The 25,812-nt window shown below is 39.1% G+C and carries 22 protein-coding genes; 9 read left to right on the forward strand and 13 right to left on the reverse strand.

Annotation, left to right across the window (positions count from 1 at the left end):
* Nucleotides 1-190: 190 nt before the first annotated feature.
* Nucleotides 191-1,048 (forward strand): SDR family oxidoreductase, encoded by an 858-nt coding sequence (locus ACSQ6I_RS01145; protein WP_438888410.1) that lies wholly within the window; start codon nt 191-193, stop codon nt 1,046-1,048.
* A 165-nt stretch (nt 1,049-1,213) separates the two neighbouring features.
* On the forward strand, nt 1,214-1,471 hold the full coding sequence (locus tag ACSQ6I_RS01150) for a hypothetical protein (RefSeq protein WP_438888411.1): 258 nt from the start codon (nt 1,214-1,216) through the stop codon (nt 1,469-1,471).
* A 153-nt stretch (nt 1,472-1,624) separates the two neighbouring features.
* Here ACSQ6I_RS01150 and ACSQ6I_RS01155 read toward each other — a convergent pair whose 3' ends face one another.
* The 3 genes from ACSQ6I_RS01155 to ACSQ6I_RS01165 all read right to left on the reverse strand — a co-directional run bounded on the left by ACSQ6I_RS01155 (nt 1,625) and on the right by ACSQ6I_RS01165 (nt 4,355).
* Nucleotides 1,625-3,172 (reverse strand): mercuric reductase, encoded by a 1,548-nt coding sequence (locus tag ACSQ6I_RS01155; RefSeq protein ID WP_438888412.1) that lies wholly within the window; start codon nt 3,170-3,172, stop codon nt 1,625-1,627.
* A 170-nt stretch (nt 3,173-3,342) separates the two neighbouring features.
* Nucleotides 3,343-3,549, reverse strand: coding sequence for a hypothetical protein (locus tag ACSQ6I_RS01160; protein WP_438888413.1), 207 nt, complete (start codon nt 3,547-3,549; stop codon nt 3,343-3,345).
* Between the two features lie 386 nt (nt 3,550-3,935).
* A complete protein-coding gene (locus tag ACSQ6I_RS01165) occupies nt 3,936-4,355 on the reverse strand; it encodes a Fur family transcriptional regulator (protein ID WP_438888415.1) in 420 nt (139 codons plus the stop codon).
* A gap of 183 nt (nt 4,356-4,538) precedes the next feature.
* On the opposite strand from ACSQ6I_RS01165, the gene ACSQ6I_RS01170 reads away from it, so the two are divergent.
* Nucleotides 4,539-5,069, forward strand: a complete 531-nt coding sequence (locus ACSQ6I_RS01170) for a peroxiredoxin (protein ID WP_438888416.1) — start codon at nt 4,539-4,541, stop codon at nt 5,067-5,069.
* 99 nt (nt 5,070-5,168) lie between these two features.
* Nucleotides 5,169-6,521, forward strand: a complete 1,353-nt coding sequence (gene gor, locus ACSQ6I_RS01175; protein WP_438888417.1) for a glutathione-disulfide reductase — start codon at nt 5,169-5,171, stop codon at nt 6,519-6,521.
* Nucleotides 6,522-6,587: 66 nt separating this feature from the next.
* Here the strand turns inward: gor and ACSQ6I_RS01180 are convergent, their stop codons facing one another.
* Nucleotides 6,588-8,468, reverse strand: coding sequence for an ABC transporter ATP-binding protein (locus ACSQ6I_RS01180; RefSeq protein WP_438888418.1), 1,881 nt, complete (start codon nt 8,466-8,468; stop codon nt 6,588-6,590).
* 526 nt (nt 8,469-8,994) lie between these two features.
* On the opposite strand from ACSQ6I_RS01180, the gene ACSQ6I_RS01185 reads away from it, so the two are divergent.
* A complete protein-coding gene (locus ACSQ6I_RS01185; RefSeq protein WP_438888419.1) occupies nt 8,995-10,053 on the forward strand; it encodes a hemerythrin domain-containing protein in 1,059 nt (352 codons plus the stop codon).
* 223 nt (nt 10,054-10,276) lie between these two features.
* On the opposite strand, the gene ACSQ6I_RS01190 is transcribed toward ACSQ6I_RS01185, so the two are convergent.
* From ACSQ6I_RS01190 to ACSQ6I_RS01220, 7 genes are all read right to left on the reverse strand, one after another.
* Nucleotides 10,277-10,591: a chromosome segregation ATPase gene (locus tag ACSQ6I_RS01190; RefSeq protein WP_438888420.1), complete on the reverse strand. Its 315-nt coding sequence runs from the start codon at nt 10,589-10,591 to the stop codon at nt 10,277-10,279.
* Nucleotides 10,592-10,839: 248 nt separating this feature from the next.
* Entirely contained in the window at nt 10,840-12,021 is a 1,182-nt protein-coding gene (locus ACSQ6I_RS01195; RefSeq protein ID WP_438888421.1) for a M20 family metallopeptidase, read from the reverse strand.
* Between the two features lie 288 nt (nt 12,022-12,309).
* On the reverse strand, nt 12,310-13,116 hold the full coding sequence (locus tag ACSQ6I_RS01200; RefSeq protein WP_438888422.1) for an inositol monophosphatase family protein: 807 nt from the start codon (nt 13,114-13,116) through the stop codon (nt 12,310-12,312).
* Nucleotides 13,117-13,174: 58 nt separating this feature from the next.
* A complete protein-coding gene (locus ACSQ6I_RS01205) occupies nt 13,175-14,605 on the reverse strand; it encodes a BCD family MFS transporter (protein WP_438888423.1) in 1,431 nt (476 codons plus the stop codon).
* A 71-nt stretch (nt 14,606-14,676) separates the two neighbouring features.
* Nucleotides 14,677-15,246, reverse strand: a complete 570-nt coding sequence (locus ACSQ6I_RS01210; protein ID WP_438888424.1) for a hypothetical protein — start codon at nt 15,244-15,246, stop codon at nt 14,677-14,679.
* A gap of 48 nt (nt 15,247-15,294) precedes the next feature.
* Entirely contained in the window at nt 15,295-15,576 is a 282-nt protein-coding gene (locus tag ACSQ6I_RS01215) for a hypothetical protein (protein WP_438888425.1), read from the reverse strand.
* A gap of 14 nt (nt 15,577-15,590) precedes the next feature.
* Nucleotides 15,591-16,022 carry a hypothetical protein gene (locus tag ACSQ6I_RS01220; protein WP_438888426.1) on the reverse strand — a complete coding sequence of 144 codons (432 nt, stop codon included), beginning with the start codon at nt 16,020-16,022 and terminating at the stop codon, nt 15,591-15,593.
* A gap of 293 nt (nt 16,023-16,315) precedes the next feature.
* On the opposite strand from ACSQ6I_RS01220, the gene ACSQ6I_RS01225 reads away from it, so the two are divergent.
* Entirely contained in the window at nt 16,316-17,251 is a 936-nt protein-coding gene (locus ACSQ6I_RS01225; RefSeq protein ID WP_438888427.1) for an aldo/keto reductase, read from the forward strand.
* A 116-nt stretch (nt 17,252-17,367) separates the two neighbouring features.
* Here the strand turns inward: ACSQ6I_RS01225 and ACSQ6I_RS01230 are convergent, their stop codons facing one another.
* Both ACSQ6I_RS01230 and rimO read right to left on the reverse strand, forming a co-directional pair.
* On the reverse strand, nt 17,368-18,879 hold the full coding sequence (locus ACSQ6I_RS01230) for a DEAD/DEAH box helicase (RefSeq protein WP_438888428.1): 1,512 nt from the start codon (nt 18,877-18,879) through the stop codon (nt 17,368-17,370).
* A gap of 109 nt (nt 18,880-18,988) precedes the next feature.
* A complete protein-coding gene (gene rimO, locus ACSQ6I_RS01235) occupies nt 18,989-20,308 on the reverse strand; it encodes a 30S ribosomal protein S12 methylthiotransferase RimO (protein ID WP_438888429.1) in 1,320 nt (439 codons plus the stop codon).
* 791 nt (nt 20,309-21,099) lie between these two features.
* Between rimO and btpA the strand changes: the two genes are divergently transcribed.
* The 3 genes from btpA to ACSQ6I_RS01250 all read left to right on the forward strand — a co-directional run bounded on the left by btpA (nt 21,100) and on the right by ACSQ6I_RS01250 (nt 25,583).
* Nucleotides 21,100-21,948 (forward strand): photosystem I biogenesis protein BtpA, encoded by an 849-nt coding sequence (btpA, locus tag ACSQ6I_RS01240; protein WP_438888430.1) that lies wholly within the window; start codon nt 21,100-21,102, stop codon nt 21,946-21,948.
* Between the two features lie 128 nt (nt 21,949-22,076).
* Nucleotides 22,077-23,066 carry a vitamin K epoxide reductase family protein gene (locus tag ACSQ6I_RS01245; RefSeq protein WP_438888431.1) on the forward strand — a complete coding sequence of 330 codons (990 nt, stop codon included), beginning with the start codon at nt 22,077-22,079 and terminating at the stop codon, nt 23,064-23,066.
* Nucleotides 23,067-23,354: 288 nt separating this feature from the next.
* Nucleotides 23,355-25,583, forward strand: coding sequence for a CHASE2 domain-containing protein (locus tag ACSQ6I_RS01250; protein ID WP_438888432.1), 2,229 nt, complete (start codon nt 23,355-23,357; stop codon nt 25,581-25,583).
* Nucleotides 25,584-25,812 lie beyond the last annotated feature (229 nt).

Consider the following 25,812-nt stretch of genomic DNA (forward strand, 5'->3'; position numbering starts at 1 on the left):
GAGTAATCTTAAAAAGTCCCGCACTGTTAGATATTAGTGCGTTGGGCAAATATCCAAGAAAAAAGTCTGAACTTGCAATAAAAGAACAAGTGGGAGCTAAAAAGTAAGCCTTGGGTTGATATTTCGATCCAAGGTTTATTCTTAGTAATTGGTAATTGGGTTTTAAATCATCAAATTTGGAGTCATCATTATGCCAAAACAAAAGACCATGCAACCGCCACAAACACAAGAACCACCAGGTGTAGAATCAAAAATGGAACCAAAACCCAAAGCAGAAAATGCTGAGTATCGGGGTAGTGGTAAATTAAAGGATAAAATCGCCTTAATTACTGGTGGAGATAGTGGTATTGGTCGTGCTGTAGCTATTGCATTTGCTAAAGAAGGTGCTGATGTAGCCATAGTTTATCTGCAAGAACATGGAGATGCGACAGAAACTAAAAATTTAGTTGAAAAACATGGAAGAAAAGCAGTAACTATTACAGGTGATATTACCCATGAAGATTTTTGCCAGCAGGCTATAGAACAAACAATAGATGAGTTTGGTAAACTCGATATTCTCGTTAATAATGCTGCTGAACAACACCCTCAAAATAGCATTGAAGATATTAGTCAAGAACAATTAGAACGCACTTTTAGAACTAATATTTTCTCAATGTTCTTTCTGACTAAAGCGGCTATGAAGCACTTACGCCAAGGAAGCTCTATCATTAATACAACATCAGTAACAGCTTATAAAGGCAATGCTCAATTATTAGATTATTCCTCTACTAAAGGTGCAATTGTTGCCTTTACTCGTTCCCTATCACAAAACTTAGTATCCAAGGGAATTCGCGTCAATGCTGTAGCACCAGGACCAATTTGGACACCGTTAATTCCCTCAACTTTCCCAGAAGAGAAAGTAGAAACTTTTGGCGCACAAGTACCAATGGGAAGAGCCGGTCAGCCGGAAGAAGTAGCACCAAGTTTTGTATTCTTAGCTTCTGATGACTCTTCTTATATGTCTGGTCAAGTATTACATCCCAATGGTGGTGAAATAGTCAACGGTTAATTTTTTAAGCTCAAGGAGATGGGAAGATTTGATGTTTTCCTCTATCTCCTTATACTCAATCTGAGTGCAAAATCCGTGCTTATTCCTCCATTAGAGGGATGAATCAATATTGAATGGCTGATAGTATATCTATGGAAGAAATTATACTAATAAATAATTATGTCTATGGGTTCCCCAACAAAATTACATGGTACAGAACTAGTAGATTGTGCTAGAGCAAATGCCAAGTTAGGAATTGAAACGGCTGCTTATCAATGTGGCTATGGCGATGACATCAAAACATTTTCCCAAGCACTTCGCCAAGCTTGTGAAACAATGAATTTAAAAGTTAAAGAACTCAGTGAACTGATTACCGATCAGGATATGATTTTAACAATGGGTACAGGAGAAATTATTGCTCCTGATACGGCATCAGAACTTTAAAATAATTCGTAATTCGTAATTCGTAATTCGTAATTAAGTTTTGTAATGGGGATTTAACCCCAACACAAAACTTGCCGATTATAGAACCGGGGGACTTAAACCCACGGAACTAGTTAAAATAAGCCGGGGAAATATAGATAAAATATCCCAGTATTAAGACAATTTTGTTAAATACTCCAGTATCTTTTTAGTTTTTGGCGTGAGTAGTGTGCGGCGATAAGCATCTGCTGCTTTTTTAATTGCTTCTGCTTGAGTTGGGTAAGGATGAATTACACTACTGAGTTTGCTCAGACCAATTTTATTGACAATGGCTGTAGTAATTTCCGAAATCATTTCACCTGCATGATTAGCAACAATTGTTGCACCGATAATTTCGTCAGATCCCTTTCTGTGGTGGATTTTCAGAAATCCTGACTCTTCACTATCTGCGATCGCTCGATCTACACTACTAAAAGGAATTTTAATCGTCGTGATCTCAACACCCAGCTTCTCAGCCTCATCTGCATACATCCCCACATGAGCAATTTCTGGGTCTGTGTATGTTACCCAAGGCATCACCAAACTACTAAGTTGAGAACGTCCCCAACCAAAAGGCGAAAATAGCGTATTCTTAATCACAATTCGCGCCGCAGCATCAGCCGCATGGGTAAACTTCCAATTCATGCAGATATCCCCCGCAGCATAAATCTTGGGGTTAGTTGTTTGTAGATAATCATTCACCTTCACACCCAAAGTTTTATCGTACTCCACCCCCACCGCTTCTAAATTTAAACCCTCCACATTTGGCGCACGTCCCGCACCCACTAAAATTTCATTAACAGTCACAGAATCTCGATGGCCATGAGCAGAAAAATACAGTCGTTTTCCTTCTGTAACTGTCACCACCTCTTCTAACTTAGAATTCAGCACCAAACGAATACCTTCAGCAATCAAAACCTTTTGTAAAATTTCCGCAGCTTCTTTATCTTCTTTATTGAGAATATGAGAACCATTATGAAATAATGTTACCTCACAACCCAGGCGTTGAAAAGTCTGTGCCAATTCGCAACCAATCGGACCCCCACCAATTACCGCCAACTTATCTGGTTTTTGAATTAGAGAAAAAACCGTTTCATTAGTTAAATAACCTGCCTTTTCAATACCAATAATTGCCGGTTTAACTGCTCTTGCACCAGTAGCAATCACAGCTTTTTTAAACTTGAGAATTTTGTCACCAACTTCTACAGTATTCTTGCTCGTAAACTTACCATTTCCTAAAAAAACATCAACCCCTAAATTTTTAAATCTTGTTGCTGAATCATGATGACTAATACCTGCTCTAATGCGGCGTAATCTAGCCATAACTGTAGAAAAATCTACCTCAATATGTTGGGAAATATTAATACCTAAATCCTTAGCTTTCCAAATTTCTCCAACTACACGCGAAGACCTAATCAGACATTTAGATGGTATACAACCCACATTTAAGCAATCTCCACCCATGAGATTCTTTTCAATTAATGCAACTTTCAAACCCAAATCTAAACCCGCAGCACCCGCAGCTACCACTAATCCTGCTGTACCGGCACCAATTACTACTAAGTCATAACAATCAACAGGTTGGGGATTAACCCAATTTCCTGGATGTACATTGGCTACCAACTTCTGATTATACTCATCCATTGGCAAAACAGTCACTCTCTCAAATTCTGTAATAGACATTATGTATTACCTCTGAATGATAAAGTATAAAGTATGTTTTTGATTCTAGTCTTGAGTTAATCTGTTAAAGATGCTGTCTTTACAATCAATATAGCGTTATGAATATTTTGTCAGTTTTATATTTAACAGTTCTTCAGAAATAATAACTATATAAATAAATACGCTTGGTGTTAAGAAACTCTGTCTAATACCTGAATACGACCTTTAGCCACACGGCGTAAAAGTCTATTGAGTGCTTCTTCTTCTTCTTTATCCTTAGATTCATCTAAAATTGCTGCCATTAGCCCATAGCGATCAGCTAGAGTCAAAACCCCTGTGTCAGCAGAAGAAGCGATAATTTCCGAAACAGCACCAGGAAGAATTTGGATGTGAAGCATAGGTTTGGCTTTGAACTCTATTGATTTAATATCTCCTCAAATGTGATTTATTCTGGTGATTGATCTAATGTATTTGGTGTGATAAATATCATTTTTTTTTGTGATTTGAATACCCATGAATTAGTGATTTGCATCACTTATCTAGCTAGATGGGGGTGAATATTTATAATGGTAATCAGGCAGAAGGTAGCATGGAAAAAGGTTTCAACCTCATTAGTTTTTCTGCACCTATTAGGGCTAATGTTTGATTTTTACAGAATACGTAGAGTGTGTATAGTTCATGATTGTGATCAAGCATAAATTGACCCACCTTAGAAATACTGAGATTTAAAAAAATTCCAATCAGATTGATATTGTTAGGTTTAATTGTGCCGACTTACTTAACTTTACTCGCCACAGGCATCGCATAAACCCTGAACCGTGACTTCATAGGTTTCCCCACGCAAACCAGGACGTAGACTTTTCAGCCCAATAAAATTGAATGTATCCCAAGCAATATCTTCAATTGCACCACATTTATGACAGCAAAAATGATGATGGGGTTGAACATTAGCATCATAGCGAGAAACCCCCTCTTGTAATAGCACTTCCCGCACTAGTCCCACTTCTCTGAGCGCTTGGAGAGAACTATAGATCGTTGCTTGAGAAGAAACAGGAAAATCTTTATTCAGATCAGTCAGTATTTGCTCAACTGTCGGGTGATCTGTGCGATATAACAAATTTGCATAGACCGCAAACCGCTGAGGAGTCACCCTCAAACCCTTGGATTTTAAGGTTTGAACAATCGCGTTTGCTTGTTCCTGCATGATCGTTGCCGTATTTAAATAGTTTTTTGTTTTTATTATAGTCTACCAGATTAAGGAATTAGTATCACATTTATCTTTTTATCATATTTAGGTATTTATAACTATTGAATATTTATTAAATCAGAATTATTCTGAGATACATCAAGCAAACATAAATTCACAGATCACATTCAAGAGGTCAATATGGCTGTAATCGAAACTGTTCCTAACGTTGTCTTTAAAACCCGTGTCCGTGACGAGTCTATTGGTGGCCCCAACCCTTTCCGCTGGCAAGAACGCACCACTCAAGAACTGTTTGCTGGTAAACGGGTTGTAGTGTTTTCATTACCTGGTGCTTTTACCCCTACCTGTTCAACCTCACACCTACCCCGTTACGAAGAACTCTACAAAGATTTCAAAGCCTTGGGAGTTGATAGTGTCATCTGTGTATCTGTAAATGATGCCTTTGTTATGTTCCAATGGGGTAAACAACAGAACGCAGAAAACGTCTTCCTGCTCCCCGATGGTAATGGTGAATTTACCCGTAAGATGGGGATGTTGGTTGATAAAGCCAATTTAGGCTTTGGAATGCGCTCTTGGCGCTACTCAATGGTGGTGAATGACGGCAAAATCGAAAAAATGTTCGTTGAGCCAGGTTTCGATGACAACTGCCCTACAGATCCCTTTGAAGTATCAGATGCAGATACCATGCTGGCTTACCTGAAAAGCGCTTAGACTGGTATTGCTGTCTAACTTTGAGAAAACGCGATTTCATCAAAATAAGGGCATGATATCACCATGCTCTTAATAAGCAATATAAAACTTAGGGGACACATGAGCTACGATTTTGACTTGTTTGTAATTGGTGCGGGTTCTGGTGGTATTGCTACTGCCAGACGTGCAGCAGAATATGGTGCCAAGGTAGGAATTGCTGAGTTTGACCGACTAGGCGGAACCTGCGTTAATCGTGGCTGTGTCCCCAAAAAACTTATGGTTTACTCTTCTAATTTCCCTAGCTTGTTTGAGGATGCCCAAGGATACGGCTGGAGTTCTGTCCAAAGTACTCTAGATTGGGAAAAGATGATCACGGTGGTCAACAACGAGGTAACTCGCCTCAATGGAATTTATCAAAAAATGCTGGATAATTCCAAAGTTGAACTTTTTCAGGAATACGCTCAGTTTGTTGATGCTCACACTATTGTCGTTGGCGAACGTCAAGTGACCGCAGACAAGGTGCTGATTGCTGTTGGTGGTCATCCTATTAAGCCCAACATTTTAGGAATTGAACACGCCATTACCTCCGATGATATTTTTCACCTCAAAGAACAGCCTAAAAGAATGGTGATTTTGGGGGGTGGTTACATTGGTACAGAATTTTCCTGCATCATGAATGGATTGGGAACCGAAGTCACTCAGGTGATACGCGGTGATAACCTTTTGCGTGGTTTTGATGACGACTTGCGGACTGAAATTCATCAAGGAATGACTAACCACGGGATTAAGATTCTCAGCAACATCGACATGATTGCTATTGAAAAGGATGCGGAAGGAATTAAGGTGACTGTTCGCAAAGATGGCGAGTCTGATGAGACAGTTGTTGTTGATGTTGTTAGTTTAGCTGCACTTGGACGCAAACCAAATACCCAAAATTTAGGTTTAGAAAATACCAAAGTTAAGCTGCATGATGGCGCAGTTGTTGTTGATAAGTACAGTCGCACAGATGAAGAGAATATCTATGCGGTGGGAGATTGTACCAACACTATTAATCTGACTCCTGTAGCGATAAATGAAGGTCGAGCCTTTGCTGATACTGTGTTTGGTGGCAAGTCTCGTACCATGAGTTATGAAAATGTACCAACAGCGATCTTTACAACTCCAGAGGCCGCTACAGTCGGTTTGACGGAAGCGGAAGCTAGGGAAAAGTACGGTGATGCGGTAAAAATTTATCGCAGTCGATTCCGCCCCATGTACTACACCTTGGCTGGTAAAGATGAAAAAACGATGATGAAACTGGTGGTTGATGAGAAGACCGATAAGGTGTTGGGAGCGCACATGGTGGGAACAAATGCGGCAGAGATTATTCAAGGAATTGCGATCGCACTCAAAATGGGTGCAACCAAAGCCAACTTTGATGCCACAGTAGGCATACATCCTAGTTCCGCTGAAGAGTTCGTCACCATGCGCTAAAAATCAGTTATAGCAGGAGTCAGGAGTCAGCACTTAGGACATTGATTCTGATTCCTGGATTCTTCTTCAAGTTCCCAACATTTGCAAATTATGCAAAGTGGCGTAAAGTCCTCCTTGTTCTATCAATTGTTCATGACTTCCCTGCTCAATTAATTCCCCACGCTTCAAAACAAAAATTCGATCTACATTGCGAATAGTTGACAAGCGGTGAGCAATAATAATCGCCGTCCGTTTGATTAAAAGCTGATTTAGCGCCTGTTGAACCAAAGCTTCTGTTCCCACATCTAAACTAGCTGTAGCTTCATCTAATACCAAAATTTGGGGATTACGAATAGCAGCACGAGCAAATGCTAAAAGTTGTTTTTGTCCACTAGAAATATTTGTTCCCCGTTCTCGTAATTGAGTATCATAGCCTTGAGGCAATTGATCAATAAACTCAGAAACATTAGTTTTTTTTGCTGCTTGTTCAATCTCTTCAAACGTGTAGCTATCCCCTAAAGTAATATTACTTTTGACATCACCAGCAAACAAAAAAGCTTCTTGTAAAATTACTGCCATATAACGCCGCAGTTCTGCTTGTGGTATCTCACGGATATCCACACCATCAATCAGAATGCGTCCTTGAGTAGGTTCGTAGAGACGACACAAAAGCCGAATAATAGAACTTTTACCTGCACCTGTCGGCCCCACCAAAGCTATTTTTTCTCCTGGATGAATTGTAAAATCTAAATCTTTAATTACATAATCATCATCTTTATAAGCAAACCAGACGTGTTCAAAACAAATTTCTCCAAGTTCAGGTGGAGTAGTAAAATTTTGGGATTCTAAATCCCTAATGATCTCATCTATATAGCCGAATTGAGCATCTAAAAGTGAGAATCTGGAATTGATATTATCTCTGATTTCTATCGGTTCATCTAAAATATCGTTTACCCTTTCAACGGCAGTGAACCCAGATTGAATAACAGTGAATTTTTCGGCAAAATTCCGCAGAGGATCGAATAATTGCTGGGCATACAAAATAAATGTAGCTAAAATACCGAAGGTAAGATTTTTTTCTAACAGTAACCAACCACCTATTCCCAATACTCCCGCAATAGCAATCAAACTAACCCATTCCAAGGTTCCTGAAACAGCAGAATCATACCAAATAGTGGTATCAACTTCTTTAACATAGCGGTTATTTGTAGCGCGAAATAGTTCTGCATTGAATTTTTCCCGGCGGAACAACTGCACTACATTAATACCAACAATGTTTTCTTGTAGCTGGGAGTTGAGTTTTGATAATTCTTCTCGTACTTTGTAATTGGCACTGCGATACTGCTGCTGAAAATAAATAATTAACCAGGTGATTGGGCAAAGAATTAATAACAGCAAGCAAGCAAGTTGCCACTGGAGAGAAAACATCAAACCGACAATTACCACCATAGAAAACAAATCAGAGACAATGCCAATTGCTCCTGTAGCAAAAACATCTCCTAAACTTTCGACATCACTGGTGAGTCTAGTTATGAGTTTACCTACAGGTGTGCGGTCAAAAAAACGCACCGCAAGAGATGTGACATGGCGAAATAAATCTTCACGAATTGTCGCTGTAATTTTTTGCCCTAGCTTCTGTACGAGATAGCCCTGAATACCTGTGAGTGATAGTCTGGTAACTATCGTAGCCAGGAAGCATCCTTGGAGGATACTTAACCCTTCCCATAACGAGCGATTTTTGAGGAATTCATAGGTACTGGGTTCTTGCCGAATCAGGGATATTGCCTGTCCAATCAGTAGCGGTTGAATGGCGTTAGCTATGGAGATGGGGATGAGTAAAAACATTGATAGCGTCAATAACCGCCCGCTACGGCGGGCATAAGGTACTAGACGCAAAAACAACCGCCAGTCGTTTCTACGGGGACGGTATTCTTTGTTAGATTTTTTCTGGGATTGGTAGATGACCATATTAAAAGTTAATTGAAGTTTAGACTTTATTTATACAAATGTACTATTTAATTTTGCAATTCAATCTATAAATCCTAAGACATTTTTTGGTGGTGCAGAACAGTAATCTCCAAAATGCTTACCCAGAAGCATTTCTAAGTAAGGATGCAAATTTTTATACCTTTTATGCTTTACCCTCGAATATGAGGCAAAGGAATCAGATAATTACGGATAAATCCGGGAACTTGTAGCATCAAGGAATCATTGGTAAAATTTGGTTTTGTAGTTTCCATTATCCACATCAGTTGAGTCAATTCAGAAAATTAGCCATTGAAATTTATCTATCTGAAGATGGAATACAAACTAGTAATTTATATCTTCGGCAATAGAAGGAGATAATAATTAACAAGAATTTATGAGATTTATTTCTAATTTTCTATCCAGCATTCAGCAGGTAATAGCTCAAAAGAAAGATGAAAAATATCTAGTTATTATGTCAACCTGAAATTGGTAATAACTACGATTACTTTGGCGAGGATAATTTAGCATGGTAACGACTTTAGATGATACCAAACGAAATGCTATTGCAGTAAAATTGGCAGATATGAAATTACTGCAACAATTATGTATTGATAATGAAGAACTCTTTTTGAGAGATTGCTCTGATGGGGAAATAACTGATAGTATTCGCCGGATGCTTGATGATGATCGCAAAAATCAAGGCATTCTTGATACTGTTGTGGTTCAATATGGCATCCAAAAAAATGCGGACTCAACTGTGCAGCAAATGGTGCAATCGATTCGCCAATTAATGCAAGGTAGTGAATTAAGTTTTTTTGAAAAAGTATTTCAGCATGAGTTGTTGAAGCATCAACAAGTGATGAATGGGCTTACAATTCATAAAGCTGCACAGAAAGTTGGTGCAGATGTTATGGCAGCAATTAGCCCTTTAAATACTATCAATTTTGAAAATCGCGCTCATCAAGAACAACTGAAAGGAATTCTAGAAATATTAGGTGTGCGGGAACTGACTGGACAAGATGCCGACCAGGGAATTTGGTCGCGTGTGCAAGATGCGATCGCTGCAATTAGTGGTGCTGTGGGTAGTGCTGTTACCCAAACTTCTGATAAACAGGATATGAATATCCAAGATGTTCTGCGTATGGATCACAATAAGGTAAATATCTTGTTTACAGAATTGCTACAAAGCAATAATCCTCAAAAAATTCAAGAATACTTTGGGCAAATTTTTAAAGATCTCAGCGCCCATGCAGCAGCTGAAGAGGAAGTTGTCTATCCCAGAGTACGTCCTTTTTACGGTGAAGCCAATACTCAAGAATTATATGATGAACAAGCTCGCTGGGGTCCAGTATTTGAGCAATTGAAAGCTATTAGCCCTTCTGCACCAGAATTCAAAGACAGAATTAGACAATTGATGGATGATGTTACAGATCATGTGCGCCAAGAAGAAAGCACAATGTTTGCATCAATTCGTAACAACATGAATACTAGAGAAAGTGAGGAATTAGCTACACAATTTAAAGCTGCGAAAGCTAGAATTCAACAACAAATGGAACGCACTAAAACAGAGGCATATGAATACTAGGAAAAGTGATGAGTTTACTACACAATTTAAAGCTGCAAAAGCTAGAATTCAACAACAAATGGAACGCACTAAAACAGAGGCATATGTTTGGATTTGTACTGAGCGGTAAGTAGTATAGCCTTCCTCTTTGATTTGTCAAGTAAACTAGGGGTTTAGCAATGCTAAACCCTCTTTGCTTATTAATTCAAGAATCAGAGTTGTATCGATGCGCTTTTTATTTAATTCACCCCATGCCTAACATTCTATTAACCTGTTCTGACTGTAAGGGTTTGCGCTCTATATTCTGAAAACATTCAACTTTTTTTAGATATGTTGAGGCGGTTTTAAAATTACTTAGACTCAGTATAACCATATCTTCATATACTGAATCTTGGGGTATTTTAATATCTACAACTAAATCTTCTAGTTTATTTTGGTCAATCGCAAATCTAAGATATTTTAAAAATACTTCCCGCTTTTTAGAACGCACAGTTAACAAGTACCAATTATTACTAATAGGTTGTGGTGATGAAGATTCTAGAGGTTCTATTGATGGCATAGTATAGGTGAAGTTTATGATCAAAACAAAAGCTTGAAGTGGCTTTTGGGATTATCTTGATGAATAGCAGTTAAAAAGGGATTTTTCAACTGACTATTAATCAAAATAGTATAGCAGTATTTTTCTGGTATCTTCACCTCTAGTAACTAGGGTAAGCTCTAATTAAAGATATTAATGAAAAACTACTCCTCGCCAGTGTAGAGGAGTTTAGTAAATCAGATGTAATAAATACTCAATATAACTGTAGTTTATTTACTTTTCCAAAATTTATAAGCTGCATAAGCTAAAGTCACAACCCCAGTAATAATTGCAGATTCATCAACTTCAAATTGGGGATGATGTAAGGGATGATTGATGATTCTATCTTTGTAACCTACACCCAAGCGAAACATCGAACCGGGCGCGTGTTCTAAATAAACAGAAAAATCTTCAGCCCCAAGGGAAGGTTCTGGTAAGATTTGGACTAATTCGCTACTCCAAGCTTCTTCTGCTGATGATTGCAATAATTGCGTCAGTGCATAATCATTCTGTACACTGGGTACGCCCTGACGATAATTAACTTGGTATTTAGCGCCGTAGGAATTGCAAACATTAGCGACAATATTCTCAATCCAGTGTGCTAATTGGGCGCGGGTTTCTGGGTGGAGCGATCGCACCGTACCCAATAACTGTACTTTATCAGCAATCACATTGGGCGCTCTACCACCATTAATCTGTCCAATACTCAACACAACAGGGCGTAAAGGATTTTGAGTGCGGCTAATCGCTTGTTGCAATGTAGTAATAACTTGGGAAGCAATCCAAATGGCATCAATCGCTTCATGGGGACGCGCACCATGTCCAGATTCACCCATAATGATAATCTCTAAATCATCCGCTGCTGCTGTCAAAGCCCCATAACGGATACCAACAGAACCAGCAGGGATAGAAGGAAAAACATGAACCCCCAAAATAGCAGAGACATTCTCCATCACCCCATCTTTTACCATCCAGCTTGCACCTTGGGCAATTTCTTCCGCTGGCTGAAATAAAAACCTGATTTTACCACCCAACTCATCTGCTATTTGGGAAAGTACCATCGCTGTACCTAATCCCACCGTAGTATGAACATCATGACCACAAGCGTGCATCACCCCTTCTTTACGAGAAGAATATTCTAACCCGCTGCGTTCTTGGATTGGCAAAGCATCCATATCAGTGCGAATTGCCAAGATCCGATCATCTTGATTAGCACCTTGTAATTCGCCAATCACACCAGTTTTACCCACTCCTTCTTCTACGTGTAAACCGCTGGAAGACAGTACCCCAGCCACAAAAGCAGCAGTTTGATACTCTTGTCCACTGAGTTCTGGGTGTGAGTGAATATGGCGGCGAATCTCCACTAAGCGGGTTGCTAGGGTGGTGGCTAAGTCTTTAATTCGGGTCAGCATTTAATTAATTTTAGTTGATCAGTGTTGTTTCCATGATAGATAAGTGCCAATTGCCAAAATGCTCTCACTTGACAGGAAAAAAGGGCTTTGGCCTCCCATCTGGGGCAATTGTGAAGAAGATATAAAAATTTTGCAAATTATAATGCTAAGACTAGCCAAAGCCAAACAAATGATATAAAATTTATTTTAGTGACTATACCGAAAGATTTATAGACTACCAATTATGTGATCCCCCTAGCTTGGAAAACAAAGCAGCTAGGGGGATCTTGTTTTATATACTCTAAACGGTTAAGATACTCCAGTTTGGAGAAATGGTGTAAATACTGGTGCTAACTCTGGACTGCTCAGAACTAGACTAGGAAAAGAGCGATCGCTATAATCTGTTCCAGGCGATAATGGAAATGACTCAGAATTGAGTGATATCCAACTACCACCAGCAGCTTGAACTATTACCCAAGCACCTGCGATATCCCATACCTTGGGGGTTGCTTCCAGTCCTCCCAAAACTGCACCAGTAGCAACTGTGAGAAAGTTATAACTCGCAACCCCTAACATCCGAATTTTACAGGGAAAACCAGGTTGAATAACTCCCGTACTGCGGGAACAAAGGTTAAAAAAATGGTTTTTACTGGGAGCATCTTGACTGGTATGAATAGGGTGATGATTCAGAAATGCTCCCGTTGGTGTTGTTAAACCTGATTTACCAGGCCAAAAACCGTGAAAAGCTTGATTTAATGGTGGTGCGTAAACGTAACCAAAAATAGGTGTTCCTTGATAGAGTAAACCTAAAGAAATCGACCAAATAGGAATTCCTCTTGTAAAGTTGGTTGTTCCATCTAAAGGATCTATTACCCAACACCATTCTGTGTCAGGAAAAGTTTGGTCACTTTCTTCGCTTAAAATACCGTAACCTGAAAACGAAGAAATAATCGCATCTCGAATTTCTTGATCTGCCCATTTATCAGCTTGGGTAACTAAGCTACCATCAGCTTTTTGAGATGCTTGCACTTTACCAAAATCTTGCATTAATTGCTGTCCCACTCTGTTAGTAGTAGTTTCAGCAAAATCTAAAATTGTATTCCAAAAATCGTTCATTTGTTATTTAGGAAACAGGGAATAGGGAATAGGGGAGTAAATAATTACTAATTACCCATTAATCTAAATCGCTTTCTAAAACAGAAGCAAAAGCTTTTTTGGTATTAGTTTGAAATTCTGTCACGTTTACTCGATTCAAAAACCAAATTGATACTAGCATTCCTACTGCTTCTAAAGCAAAAACCAATCCATAAGCTAATACTAAGTTATCGGGTAGGAGTTTGCGTCCTATATCTAAAACAGTACCACCTATAACTACAGCTATTCCCCTAGATATAGACTGTGCTAGTCCCCAAGCACCTATAAAAGTACCTGCGGCTTCTGCAACTGTTAAATCTAACATTAAACTAACTGCGGCTGTAGTTAAGAAACCCGTAGATAAACCAAAGATGACTAAACCAAATTTCAGGAAGTTCGGATTAGCAGAAAATCCTGAATAACCGAGTAATAAAGCCGAAAATGCTACTAAAATACAGCCTAATTTTATAGTTCTGCGTTTACCCAAACGTGGCACAATGAAAAAGCCCGTCACACCATAAGCAATTAAAATTCCTATTCCATAAAAAACATTGAGTTTGGTGCTTTCCGCTAAAGGCATCTTAAACACTTCACCCGCATAAGGTTCTAAAATTGGATCTTGCATAAACAAGCTGATAGTCATCACCAATAAAAAAGTGAAAAATATCCCTGTTTGCGGACTAGCTGTTAATATTGACCAAGCTTTACTGATGCTAATATTATCTTCCCGGTTTCCTGGTGTGGAACGATTGGAGAAACGGGAATATTTTTTTTCTACGCCTACAGTTGCGACAATTGCTAAACAAAATACTATTCCTGGAACAATCAAAAATAATCTATTAATTGCAGCTTGCAAAGTTTCTAAAGATGCACCTGCTGTTAATTGATTCAGCAAGCTAGAACTGATAATAGCCCCAACTATAATACCTACCATCAGCATTGACCAAACAATACCGACAATTTGGGAACGGTTATCTTCTTCTGAAATATCCACCAACAAAGCTGCGAATGTCGTACCACTGACACAAATCGCTAAACCATAGACAGCGAAAACTAGACCTAATACTGCTGTCCAACCAATTGTTTGGGTTGTCCATACCCACGTAGCTGCATTACTAGCGGCATTTAACTGCCACATTACTTGTACTGCTAAAAAGGCTGCGATCGCAAATATTCCTGCTCCCACCCACACATAAGCTGTGCGATGATATCCCCATAATGGTTTGACATCGGACATTTGTCCAAACAAAATCCGCGTCGGAGAAACAAATGCCGGCATTGCTAACACCAGAGATACCAGCGTTGCGGGAATTGCTATTTCCTGAATCATGACTCGGTTGAGTACCCCCAGAGTCAAGATAGACATCATACTCAACCCCATTTGAAACAACCCTAGCCGGAACATAGTCAAAATATTGACCTTTGGTACAGCTAGGGATTCCTTTTTCGTATCAAATGTATTACCTGCCATAGCTACTTTTTTGTATGGTTTACTGATTTAACCTCTTATTAGATTAAGATAAACCGAAATTCACTATTATTTTATATTATTCTAAAAATTATTAAATTTAATAAAACTGAAACAGGAATAATAAGTATGGAAAATATCAAAATCCATAACGAAAATGTAAAAAATCTAAATTTCAAAAACGCAATTTCAGAGTTAATAATAATTTGAGTTGCAATATCCAAATATTCTTTTTTGTATGGTTGAGAAATTTTATTGTCACAATAAAGTTGATTCATGGTATCTAGTAACTCTATATTTTTATATTTCATTAAATGTCCATAATAATATAAATTATCCGTATTATTTTGTAAATTTTTAAAATTTTTAGATGGTTTACCTTGCATCCACACAATATGTTCGAGATTAGTTTTTGGTAGGAAAGAAAATAAACAAACTAATGAACTAAGGCTGAGAATAAATGTACTAGCTGGCAAAGATAATATTAATGATTTTGGAATATTAGATGCAGCACTAATATATGTGATTATAGCAGTAACACCTGCTCCTGAAAATGCCAGAAGAACAGCATTTTTGGCTTCTGCAAACTTAACCCAATCAATTACTATTTCTAGAATTTTGAGTAATTTTTCTAAAATATCCATACGTTAATTAACAAATAATTTTTATTTTTCTAGCTTCAATTTTTGAAATTACCACTTACTACAGTTGCTTTTTAACCAATTGTTCATTAAAAGGTTAATAACATTACCATGATAGCATCTTCTGTTTGAATTCCATTTCATTAGATTTTTGTAATCTTCATTAAGATTGTTATAAATAGCTTCTGATATCATTAACTCATCACTCCAAGCTTTATTTGCATTACTACATAAATTAGAAGCTAAATTAACTACATCTCCCATCCATACAACCTCATTAATACCACTTCCACTATAACCAGCTTTTATCATTAAAGCCCTACCATAATCCATACCAATACCAATTCTTATTGGGTGAAAATTTTTTTAATTAATTTGCAATTTATAATATTAATTATTGATGATACAATAGCTGTTGTCTCGAAAACACTATTTATATTCGATTTATATGGTGTATCAAAAATTCCCCAAACGCAATCTCCTTGAACGTTAATTTCTGAGCAATTGGGATTACCATTCATGACTGCAACGACTTCAGAGATATAAGTTCTATACAATTTTGCTAATCTTGGTCTTCTATATTTTTCTGGTAATGATGAAGAGTCTCGAATGTCAACAAAAAGTGCAGTACATTTTACATAAAACCCATTTGTAAAGGTTAACCTATCTCTTGAGGGAATTTCATTTACTTCTTCATATAACACATCGCTAGTGTCAAGTATTGCATCAATTCTTTCTCTACTCTTGTCAAAGTTATAGTTTATGTGATTGCTTTCCATTAAAAATTATCCATTATGATATTACAATCAATTCTTCGTCATAAAGGCAAAATACTGTTGTGTTATTTAGTTAAAAATTTTAAAATACACGTGTAAATCTTAACATAATAAGTATAAAAATTGTCAAGCCCACATAGCCAAAAATTATTTTAAATTGCCACCAATAATCAAATACTTGTCTTAACTCAACTGAATCTTAAGTTTTTTATATTGAGTTACTAATCATCAAAAGGTTAATAGAAGACGATAAACTAAATAAGTAAAGAAATGTAAATATAATCTATTTTACCAAAATGGAACCCATCACATTAGGTCAAAATGGCATAACCATTCCTCCCCTCTGTATAGGAACTTGGGCTTGGGGTGATAAACTCTTTTGGAATTATGGCGACGCTTACGGTGAAGAACAGTTACAAGCAGCTTTTACCGCAGCTTTAGATGCTGGAGTTACTTTCTTCGATACTGCGGAAGTTTACGGTTTAGGACTTTCTGAAGAGTTTTTAGGAAAGTTCATGAAACAAACATCCCAATCAGTACAAATTGCTACTAAGTTCGGACCATTACCCTGGCGTTGGGATGGCAAATCTGTATCTGAGGCGTTAACAGCAAGTCTCAAACGTCTACAAGTTGAAAGAATTGAATTATACCAAGTCCATTGGCCATTTACTTTCTTTCTCAGTCAAGAAATTTTGATGAACACCTTGGCGGATGAAGTGAAACGGGGCAGAATCGGTGCAGTAGGTGTCAGTAATTATTCTGCATCACAAATGCGAGAAGCACATCAAATATTAGCCGCAAGGGAAGTACCTTTAGCTGTTAACCAAGTCCGTTATTCTTTACTAACACGGCAAATCGAAACTAACGGCATTTTGCAAACTGCCCGTGATTTGGATGTAATAATCTTAGCTTATAGTCCCTTAGCTCAGGGATTACTTACAGGCAAATATACACCTTCTCAAAATCCTACAGGCGCAAGAAGCATAGACCCGCGATTTAGTCAAGATGGTTTAAATAAAATTGCCCCAGTTTTATCTTTACTGCGGAAAATTGGTGAAAAATATGGTCGTACCCCCGCCCAAGTAGCCCTTAACTGGTTAATTGCTCAGGGGAACGTGATTCCCATTGCTGGAGTCAAAAACGCCGAACAGGTCAAACAAAATGTTGGCGCTTTGGGTTGGAAATTAACTGATGATGAATTTGGCGAGTTAGATCAAATTACCCGCCTTTGAACCAATTTTAGATTTTAGATTGGCGATTTTAGATTAGGAAAAACCATCACTTGAGAATTGCATCAGTTCTTTAATTCTCAATCCAAAATCTAAAATCCAAAATTGAATTGAGAAGTCTATTCTCTTCCTGTATGTGAACCTAGTTTATGATTACTGGGTGCGGGGGAAGATTCCCGGCGACCTGTCCGTAACTTAGGTTTGGAAGATCCATTACCTTCATCACCATCGTTATCTTTAGCCCAAGAAACACGATTGCGTTCGCCACCATCACGACGCTTGTTGAGTTTGGGTTTGGAAGATGGTTCTTCAGGAACATCTACACCTGATTGTAACCACGCAGGACGGGTTTGATCATAAGCAATTTGTAGAGCCGCAGCAGCGATCGCTTGAGCATCATATTTCTCAATCAATTCGCTAATGATTGGTAAAAATGAAGCTAGACGTTCACCTGTTAAAGCTTCTCCTACCTGTTCTTGCAATTTTTGAATGTGTCTGGCTTCAATTTGCGCTCTTGTAGGAATCGTCAACACTTGCCAATTTTGGCGATTATGACGTTCAAATGCTTGTTGCTTACGGCGTTCAAAAGGTTGTACTAAAGAAATCGCTGTTCCTTCTTTTCCAGCACGACCAGTCCGGCCAATTCGGTGAACGTAGGTTTCGGCACTGTCGGGTAAATCAAAGTTGATGACGTGAGAAAGTAGATCAACATCTAAACCTCGTGCCGCAATATCAGTAGCTACTACCCAGCGGACTTGACGATTACGGAAACGGATCAACAATCTTTCCCGTGCTTGTTGAGACAAATCACCATGATATTCATCAACACTGTGACCAGCAGCTTGTAATTGATTAGTCAATTCTGCGGCTGTGCGTCTGGTGCGAACAAAGATTAAAGCTGTTTCTGGATCTTCCATTTCCAGAATTGGCTGTAAAGCTTTAGCTTTTGTCCAATGACGGGGGATCAGGTAAGCTACTTGATTGATTTTGTTGGGTGCAGCTTTTGGTTGCTCAACGGTGACAGTTGCCGGAGAGTTCAAAAACTTGTTGACCAAGGAGCGAATTGAGGGTGGCATTGTTGCCGAGAATAAAGCTGTTTGGCGCTCTTTGGGAGCCTGGGAGAGGATTTTGATGACATCATCAATAAAGCCCATGCTCAACATTTCGTCAGCTTCGTCTAAAACAAACCACTGTACTTGGTCAAGTTTGAGACAGCCGCGATCTAACAAGTCGATCACCCGTCCGGGAGTACCGACAACCATGTGAACACCACGTTTGAGTTGTGACATTTGGCGGTCGATTGATTGACCACCGTAAATTGCCATGACTCGCAAGCCATCATCACCCATGAATTGGGAAATGGCATCATGAACTTGCATTGCTAATTCACGGGTAGGTGTTAACACCAAAGCTTGTACAGCCCGTTTGTTAACATCTAGTTGTTCTAGAATCGGCAGCGAAAAAGCCGCTGTTTTACCGGTTCCTGTTTGTGATTGACCAACGACATCACGACCCGCTAACAGTTGGGGAATAGCTTGGGCTTGAATATTCGTGGGTGTAGTAAAGCCCATTTTTTCTAGAATTGCTACACGTTCTTGGGAAATACCTAGTTCTTGAAAGGAAAGATTCATTAATTCTCCTAGATTTTATTGTGAGTTGTGGACTTGTAAACCGATACTTAGTTTGTAAATTAGGGCATGGGACATAGGTCATGGCAACATCACCAATGACTAATGACTATTAACTATTAACAATTTGACCATAGAGGTCATAGGCATCGGCATTGTGGATCTTTACTGGCACGATGGTTCCTAGCCTAGACTCGCCTTTAACATAGACTTGGCCATCGACTTCTGGGGAAAATCTGCCGGAACGGCCGATTAATTCTCCACTTTCGGGGTTTTCTTGCTCAATCAGGACATCGACTATTTTGCCTACTTCCTGTTGATTTTTGTGGAAGGAAATGGGCTGCTGGAGTGCCATGAGTTGATCACGGCGCTCTACCATTACTTCTGCGGGAACTTGATTAGGCAATTTATAGGCTGGGGTTCCCTCTTCTGCGGAAAAGGTGAAGACACCAACGTGATCAAATTCGTGTCGCTCAGTAAACTCTAGTAGATGGTCAAATTGCTCTTGTGTTTCTCCAGGGAAACCAACAATAAAGGTTGTTCGCAGTACTGACGATGGTAACGCTGTTTTGATGCGATCAATAATGCCATCATTTACCCGTCCTTGCCAAGGACGGTTCATAGAGCGAAGTATCTCTGGATGAGAATGTTGCAAGGGCAAATCTAAATAAGGCAGAACATTAGGTGTTTCTTGAATTGCCGCTATTACGTCTGGGGTGAGTCCGGTGGGATAGGCATAGTGCATTCTGATCCACGGTACATCTACTTTCCCTAAAGCGCGGAGTAATTCCGCTAACTTTGGCTGGCCGTAAATATCCAAACCATAATTGGTGGTGATTTGGGATATCAGAATTATTTCTTTGACCCCTTGGTTAGCCAATTGCTTGGCTTCGGCGACTATGGATTCAATAGTACGCGATCGCTGGTTCCCTCTTAAATAAGGAATAATACAAAATGCACAACGATAATCGCATCCTTCGGCAACTCTCAGGTAAGCTACTCCTTCGGTTGTCGTTCGGTAGCGGGGTGTCGTTTCATCAGCTATGTAGGTGGGTTCGGCGCTAATTTGTTTAACCCGTTCCCCTTGTTCTACCCGTTCTATGACATTGACAATTTTGTGATAATCACCTGTGCCAACCACGGCTACTGCTTCTGGCAACTCTTCCAATAATTGTTCTTGAAAGTGTTGCGCCATGCAACCAGTAATAACGACTTTTTTATTTGCTTCCGCCAGTTCTACTAAAGTTCTTACTGACTCTTCTCTGGCAGCTTCGATAAAACTACAGGTATTGACAATAACATAATCAGCTAACTCTTCATTTGTATCTACACTATAGCCTGCTTCTACCAGCAGCCCTAGCATATGTTCTGTATCAATTCGGTTTTTCTCACATCCCAGATGAGAAATAGCAATTGTCGGCTTGTCACCCATATTTTGAAAAAATCTTCACTTTTTTTTCTCGTTCAATCACAACATTAAAAACAGTAGTTAGGTGTTTTTTCCCGTACCCTGATCAGGACATGGGCAGTAACAAATTGCCACTGCTAATAAATACCCGTGGACGTTTGACCCTAATCAGTATTGATATAGAGGCCATGCTATGATATTTTTATTAATCTGTTCCCCAGGGTAAATTGAAGTGTCTTTGGGTACTTATGACACTCTTAATCTTTTTTAACGATTCGCTTATTGGTATTTTACACTACCCCAGCGTGTGCGTTGTTAGTTTACCCATCGGGAAGCCGCCCAAAGGGCTGTTTTTGAGAAGTCGCTACCCTCAGGGAAATCGCACTTGCGACTACGCCTATCAAGCAGTAATGCTACCCCATACCTCAGACTAGGCCGGCGACGATGCGCGGGCGGTATGCCTAAACCACGGGAAGCTGCCTTGTGTCTTGTGAGTGGCAAACTCCTCTTATAGCCAGATTTTATCTTAACATATCTTATGGAAGGTTCAACGCCGATTTCCATCTTCAGAAGGACGCAATAAAGCATGGATAATCAAATAACTTGACTAGTTTAGTTAAAAGTCAAGAGTTCGCTCAAGAATGAAGCATAAAGGCGGAAATGCCCTCAATCATCAGAGGATAGGGTGATAAAATCGCCAAAAACCAATTAAAAACAGACTAGGGACGTGGTAGATCCAAAAATTATTCTTGTCTTTTCATCCTTCTTAAACAAAAAATTCTCAACTCTGGACAATGCCCTAGCAAATTAAAGACGTGGACTTATATCAGCTATTCAAAACTCGAACACCAATTATTGGCGTGGTTCACCTGCTACCGCTACCGACTTCACCCCGTTGGGGAGGTAGTCTCAAAGCGGTAATTGACCGCGCAGAACAAGAAGCAACAGCCCTGGCTAGTGGCGGGGTAGACAGTATTATTGTAGAAAATTTCTTCGATGCACCGTTTACTAAAAATCAAGTTGATCCAGCAGTTGTTAGTGCGATGACTGTGGTGGTACAGCGCATACAGAATTTAGTCACTTTGCCTATAGGTTTAAATGTTCTGCGAAATGATGGCAAAAGTGCAATGGCGATCGCTAGTTGTGTAAAAGCCCAATTTATCCGAGTCAATGTCCTGACTGGAGTTATGGCTACTGACCAAGGATTAATTGAAGGTGAAGCCCATCAATTACTGCGCTATCGACGAGAACTAGGCTCGGATGTGAAAATCCTAGCTGATGTCTTAGTCAAACACGCCCGTCCTTTGAGTTCACCCAATCTCACAGTTGCTGTCAAAGACACAATAGAAAGAGGATTGGCAGATGGGGTAATTTTATCAGGCTGGGCAACTGGTAGCCCTCCTAATCTAGAAGATTTGGAACTTGCTTGTGGTGCGGCTGCTGGTACACCAGTGTTCATTGGGAGCGGAGCTAATTGGGAAAATATTGATACCCTGATGCAAGCCGCAAATGGTGTGATTGTTTCTAGTTCTCTCAAACGCCACGGTCAAATTTCGCAACCCATTGACCCAATTCGCGTCAGTCAATTTGTGGAAGCTGCTCACCGCAGTTGGAACTCCAAAGGTGAAACTAAATCCATTCCTTCAGTGAAATTACATTCTTAGTACTGAGTACCGAGTACCGAGTACCGAGTACCGAGTACCGAGTTAATATTTTCTCATCTGCTTCCCCTGCTCCCTTTTCTGACTCCTGCCTTCTGACTCCTGCCTCCTGAACTCCTGACTAAATACTTATGATTCGCCGTCGTTCTACTCCTTGGATTCATAAATGGTCGCGTCCATTAATTGGGGCGATCGCAGGCTGTGGTGTCCTCATCACAGGTTATCTCACCTTTGAAAAGCTGACTGGCAGAAGTGCTGCTTGTGTAGCCGAAGCTGGTACTAAGGGCTGTAATGATGTCCTTTCTAGCCCTTGGGCAACAGTTTTTGGTCAACCATTAGCTTTGTTTGGGCTTTTAGCCTATATCAGTATGCTGATATTCGCTCTTGCTCCCTTAGCATTAAACTCAGGGGAAAACAACAAAAGCAGTAAACAACTGGAAAATCTGACTTGGTGGTTGCTATTAGTGGGAGCGATCGCAATGTCAGTCTTTAGTGGTTACTTAATGTACATACTGGCATCTCAAATCAAAGCCTTATGTCCTTACTGTATCGGCTCGGCTTTATTTTCCCTGAGTATGTTAGTAATAACCATCATCGGTCGTGACTGGGAAGATATTGGGCAAATATTTTTCACGGCCATTATTGTCGGGATGGTGACGCTAATTGGCACTTTAGGCATCTATGCTGGAGTGAATAAATCTGGTGATATCGCTGAATCCACTTCTGGCAAACCTCAGCAAATTACATTCACTCCCACAGAAGAACCTAAGCCCGAATTTGGCTGGAAAATTACTACCACATCTGGGGAATCAGAAATTGCCTTAGCAGAGCATCTTGTTAAAGTTGGGGCTAAAGAATACAGCGCTTATTGGTGTCCCCACTGTCATGAACAGAAGTTACTTTTTGGACAAGAAGCTGAAAAAATTATCGACGATAATATTAAGGTAGAGTGCGCTACTGACAGCCCCAAAGCAAAGCCAGACCAATGTCAAGCTGCTAAAATTCAAAGTTTCCCCACTTGGATAATCAATGGTAAAACCTATAGTGGTGTGCAGAACCTAGACGAACTGGCAAAGATTACTGGTTATACTGGTTCTCGAAACTTTAAGTATTTTAGATAAACTACTTATATCCAGTTTTTGACTATTACAGGAGCATCCTACCGCAAATAAATGACATGATCCCTGGCTTGGTTCATAGATTAAGCTGGGGATTTAACATATACTCTATATTCCACACTCAGCCTTATACCATTTCACGAAAGGCATGATACAAATCATTGATGTTTAATTCTTTCCCCCTGCCCCCTTTCGACTACGCTCAAGGCAAGCTTATTTGTATCAACTTTCAAGTGAAACGGTATTAGTCCGGCTGCTAATTCTAGCTTTCCACAATCCCGCGAGGTTTTTATGAATCAGCAGTTAAGCAGTCATCTTGTCAGACTTGTATTTGAAGTTAAACAAGTTCTTAGTCAAGGACGCAGAGAATTGATGATTGCTTCGTGGATTGCCATTTTTGTCATGATTTTGCGTTCTGTAGGTTTATTACAGTCTTTAGAATTGGAGACTTTAGATAAATTTTTTCGCTTACGTCCCTATGAATTGCCAGATGAGCGCATCACTATAGTCGCAATTGATGAAACTTCTGTACGTCAAGTGGGTTCTTGGCCGATTCCCGATGAGATCATTGCCCAGGTTTTGTTTAAGTTAAAGGACTACAAACCCCGTGCAATTGGCTTAGATATTTATAGAGATTTGCCTGTACGATCTGGCTACAAAAAACTAGAGAATGCTTATAAAGCCATACCAAATTTGATTGGTATTCAACTACTGGCAAATAACAAAAAAGAAAGTGTTTCACCTCCAGCAATACTGAATGAGCGAAACCAAGTAGGGTTTAATAATATACTCTATGATCCTGATGGTAAAGTTCGCCGTAGTTTGTTATATTCGCACGTAAATAATCAAGCCCATGAAAGTTTTGCTCTCAAGTTGGCTCTATTATATTTAAAGTCAGAGGGAATAACACCTCAAACAGCCGAGGGGAATCATCAATATTTACAGTTAGGTAAGGCTATTTTTACTCGGTTTGAGAGTAACAATGGTGGTTATGTGGGGGCTGATGCTAGAGGCTACCAAATTTTATCTAATTTTCCTAAACCCCGTTGTCATACTGTATCTGTTGGACTTTGCAATTATCGTCATGTATCTTTGGCAGATGTATTAGCTGGGAGAATTTCAGAGGATTGGATTCGCGATCGCATTATCCTCATTGGTTCTACTGCACCCAGTCTCCAGGATTTTGTGTTTATTCCTTACTCTAGCCATCTCATGGATAAAAGTGCTGCACAACCGATAGCTGGTGTCCAACTGCAAGCTTATTTTATCAATGAGTTAATTTCTGCTGCTCTACAAGGAAGACCATTACTCAAAGTCTGTCCTGATTATATAGAAAATTTGTGGATTTTTGTTTGGTCTTTTATCGGAATGGTTATCATCTGGCAAATCCGCCAACTAAAAAAGAGTATATTCATATTTTTACTATCTGGTTTTGCTTTAAATCTAACTGTTTATTTGGCTTTTTTAGGTGGTTGGTGGATACCCATTATTCCAGCATTGTTGACTTTTAGCAGTTCAGCTATTGCTATGATTTTTTATATTAATTATATACAGCAAGAATTAAAACGTTCTAAAGATTTTTTGCATCAAATTATCAATGCAATTCCTGATCCCATTTTTGTAAAAAATCAACAACATCAGTGGATTGTTTTAAATGAAGCCTATTGTAGATTTATCGGTTATTCATATAAACTATTAATAGAAAAGTTAGATTATAACTTTTTTCCTCAACATGAAGCTGATATATTTCGCAAGCAAGATGATATTGTGTTTCAGACTCAGCAACCCCAGGAACATGAAGAAGAATTTACTGATGCTAATGGTAAGACTCACTTGATTGCTACTAAGCGATCCCTGCACAAAGATGCTGCTGGTAATTTCTTTTTAGTTGGGATCATTAGAGATATCACTCAAAGCAAAAAAATTGAGGAAGAACTTAAACGCACTGCTGCTGATTTATTCCACTCCAATTATGCATTAAAACTCCAAGAGAACCATCTGCGTCAATTAGCATACCATGACTCTCTAACTGGTCTATCTAATCGTAAATTTTTTCTGGAACAACTTGATGAATCGCTAAATTGGTCACAAACTAATCATCTCATGTTGGGATTGCTGTTTATTGATTTAGATGGCTTTAAGGATGTAAATGATACATTAGGTCATGAAATGGGCGATCGCTTGTTGGTAATTATTGCTCAACGTCTGAATAATTCATTACGCACTAGCGATACAGTTTCTCGTTTGGGTGGTGATGAATTCACTGTGATTTTACGGGCTATTTCTAACTTCCAAGTAGCTGCAAAGGTAGCTGAAAAACTTTTAAGTGTGATAACTGAGCCAATTATTTTAGATGGGCATACTACTACAGTTTCTGCCAGTATTGGTATCAGTATCTACCCAATTAACAGCCAAAATAGTGAAGATTTAATTAAGCAAGCAGATACAGCAATGTACAAGGCTAAACATCTGGGTAAAAATCGCTATGAGTTCACTAAAACAGTTATGAATGCTGAGTAAAAAATTAAAATTAAATGCACTTGGCACTTTGTTATATCATTTATGATTCCTATATATATTGATAAGTATTTATTAACAGTTGTTGGTCAATTTATATATATTTTACAGCAGGAGTCAGGAGTAAAACTGGTTTGGTGTCTAGGTTTCAATTTTGATTCTGTACCGTATGGCTGACGCTCACGGCGAAGCCTCATTGATCTGCAATCTGCTGTATTAATAAATTTTTCTA

This window comes from Anabaena sp. WFMT, from assembly GCF_051781005.1.
Taxonomy (GTDB): Bacteria; Cyanobacteriota; Cyanobacteriia; order Cyanobacteriales; family Nostocaceae; genus Anabaena.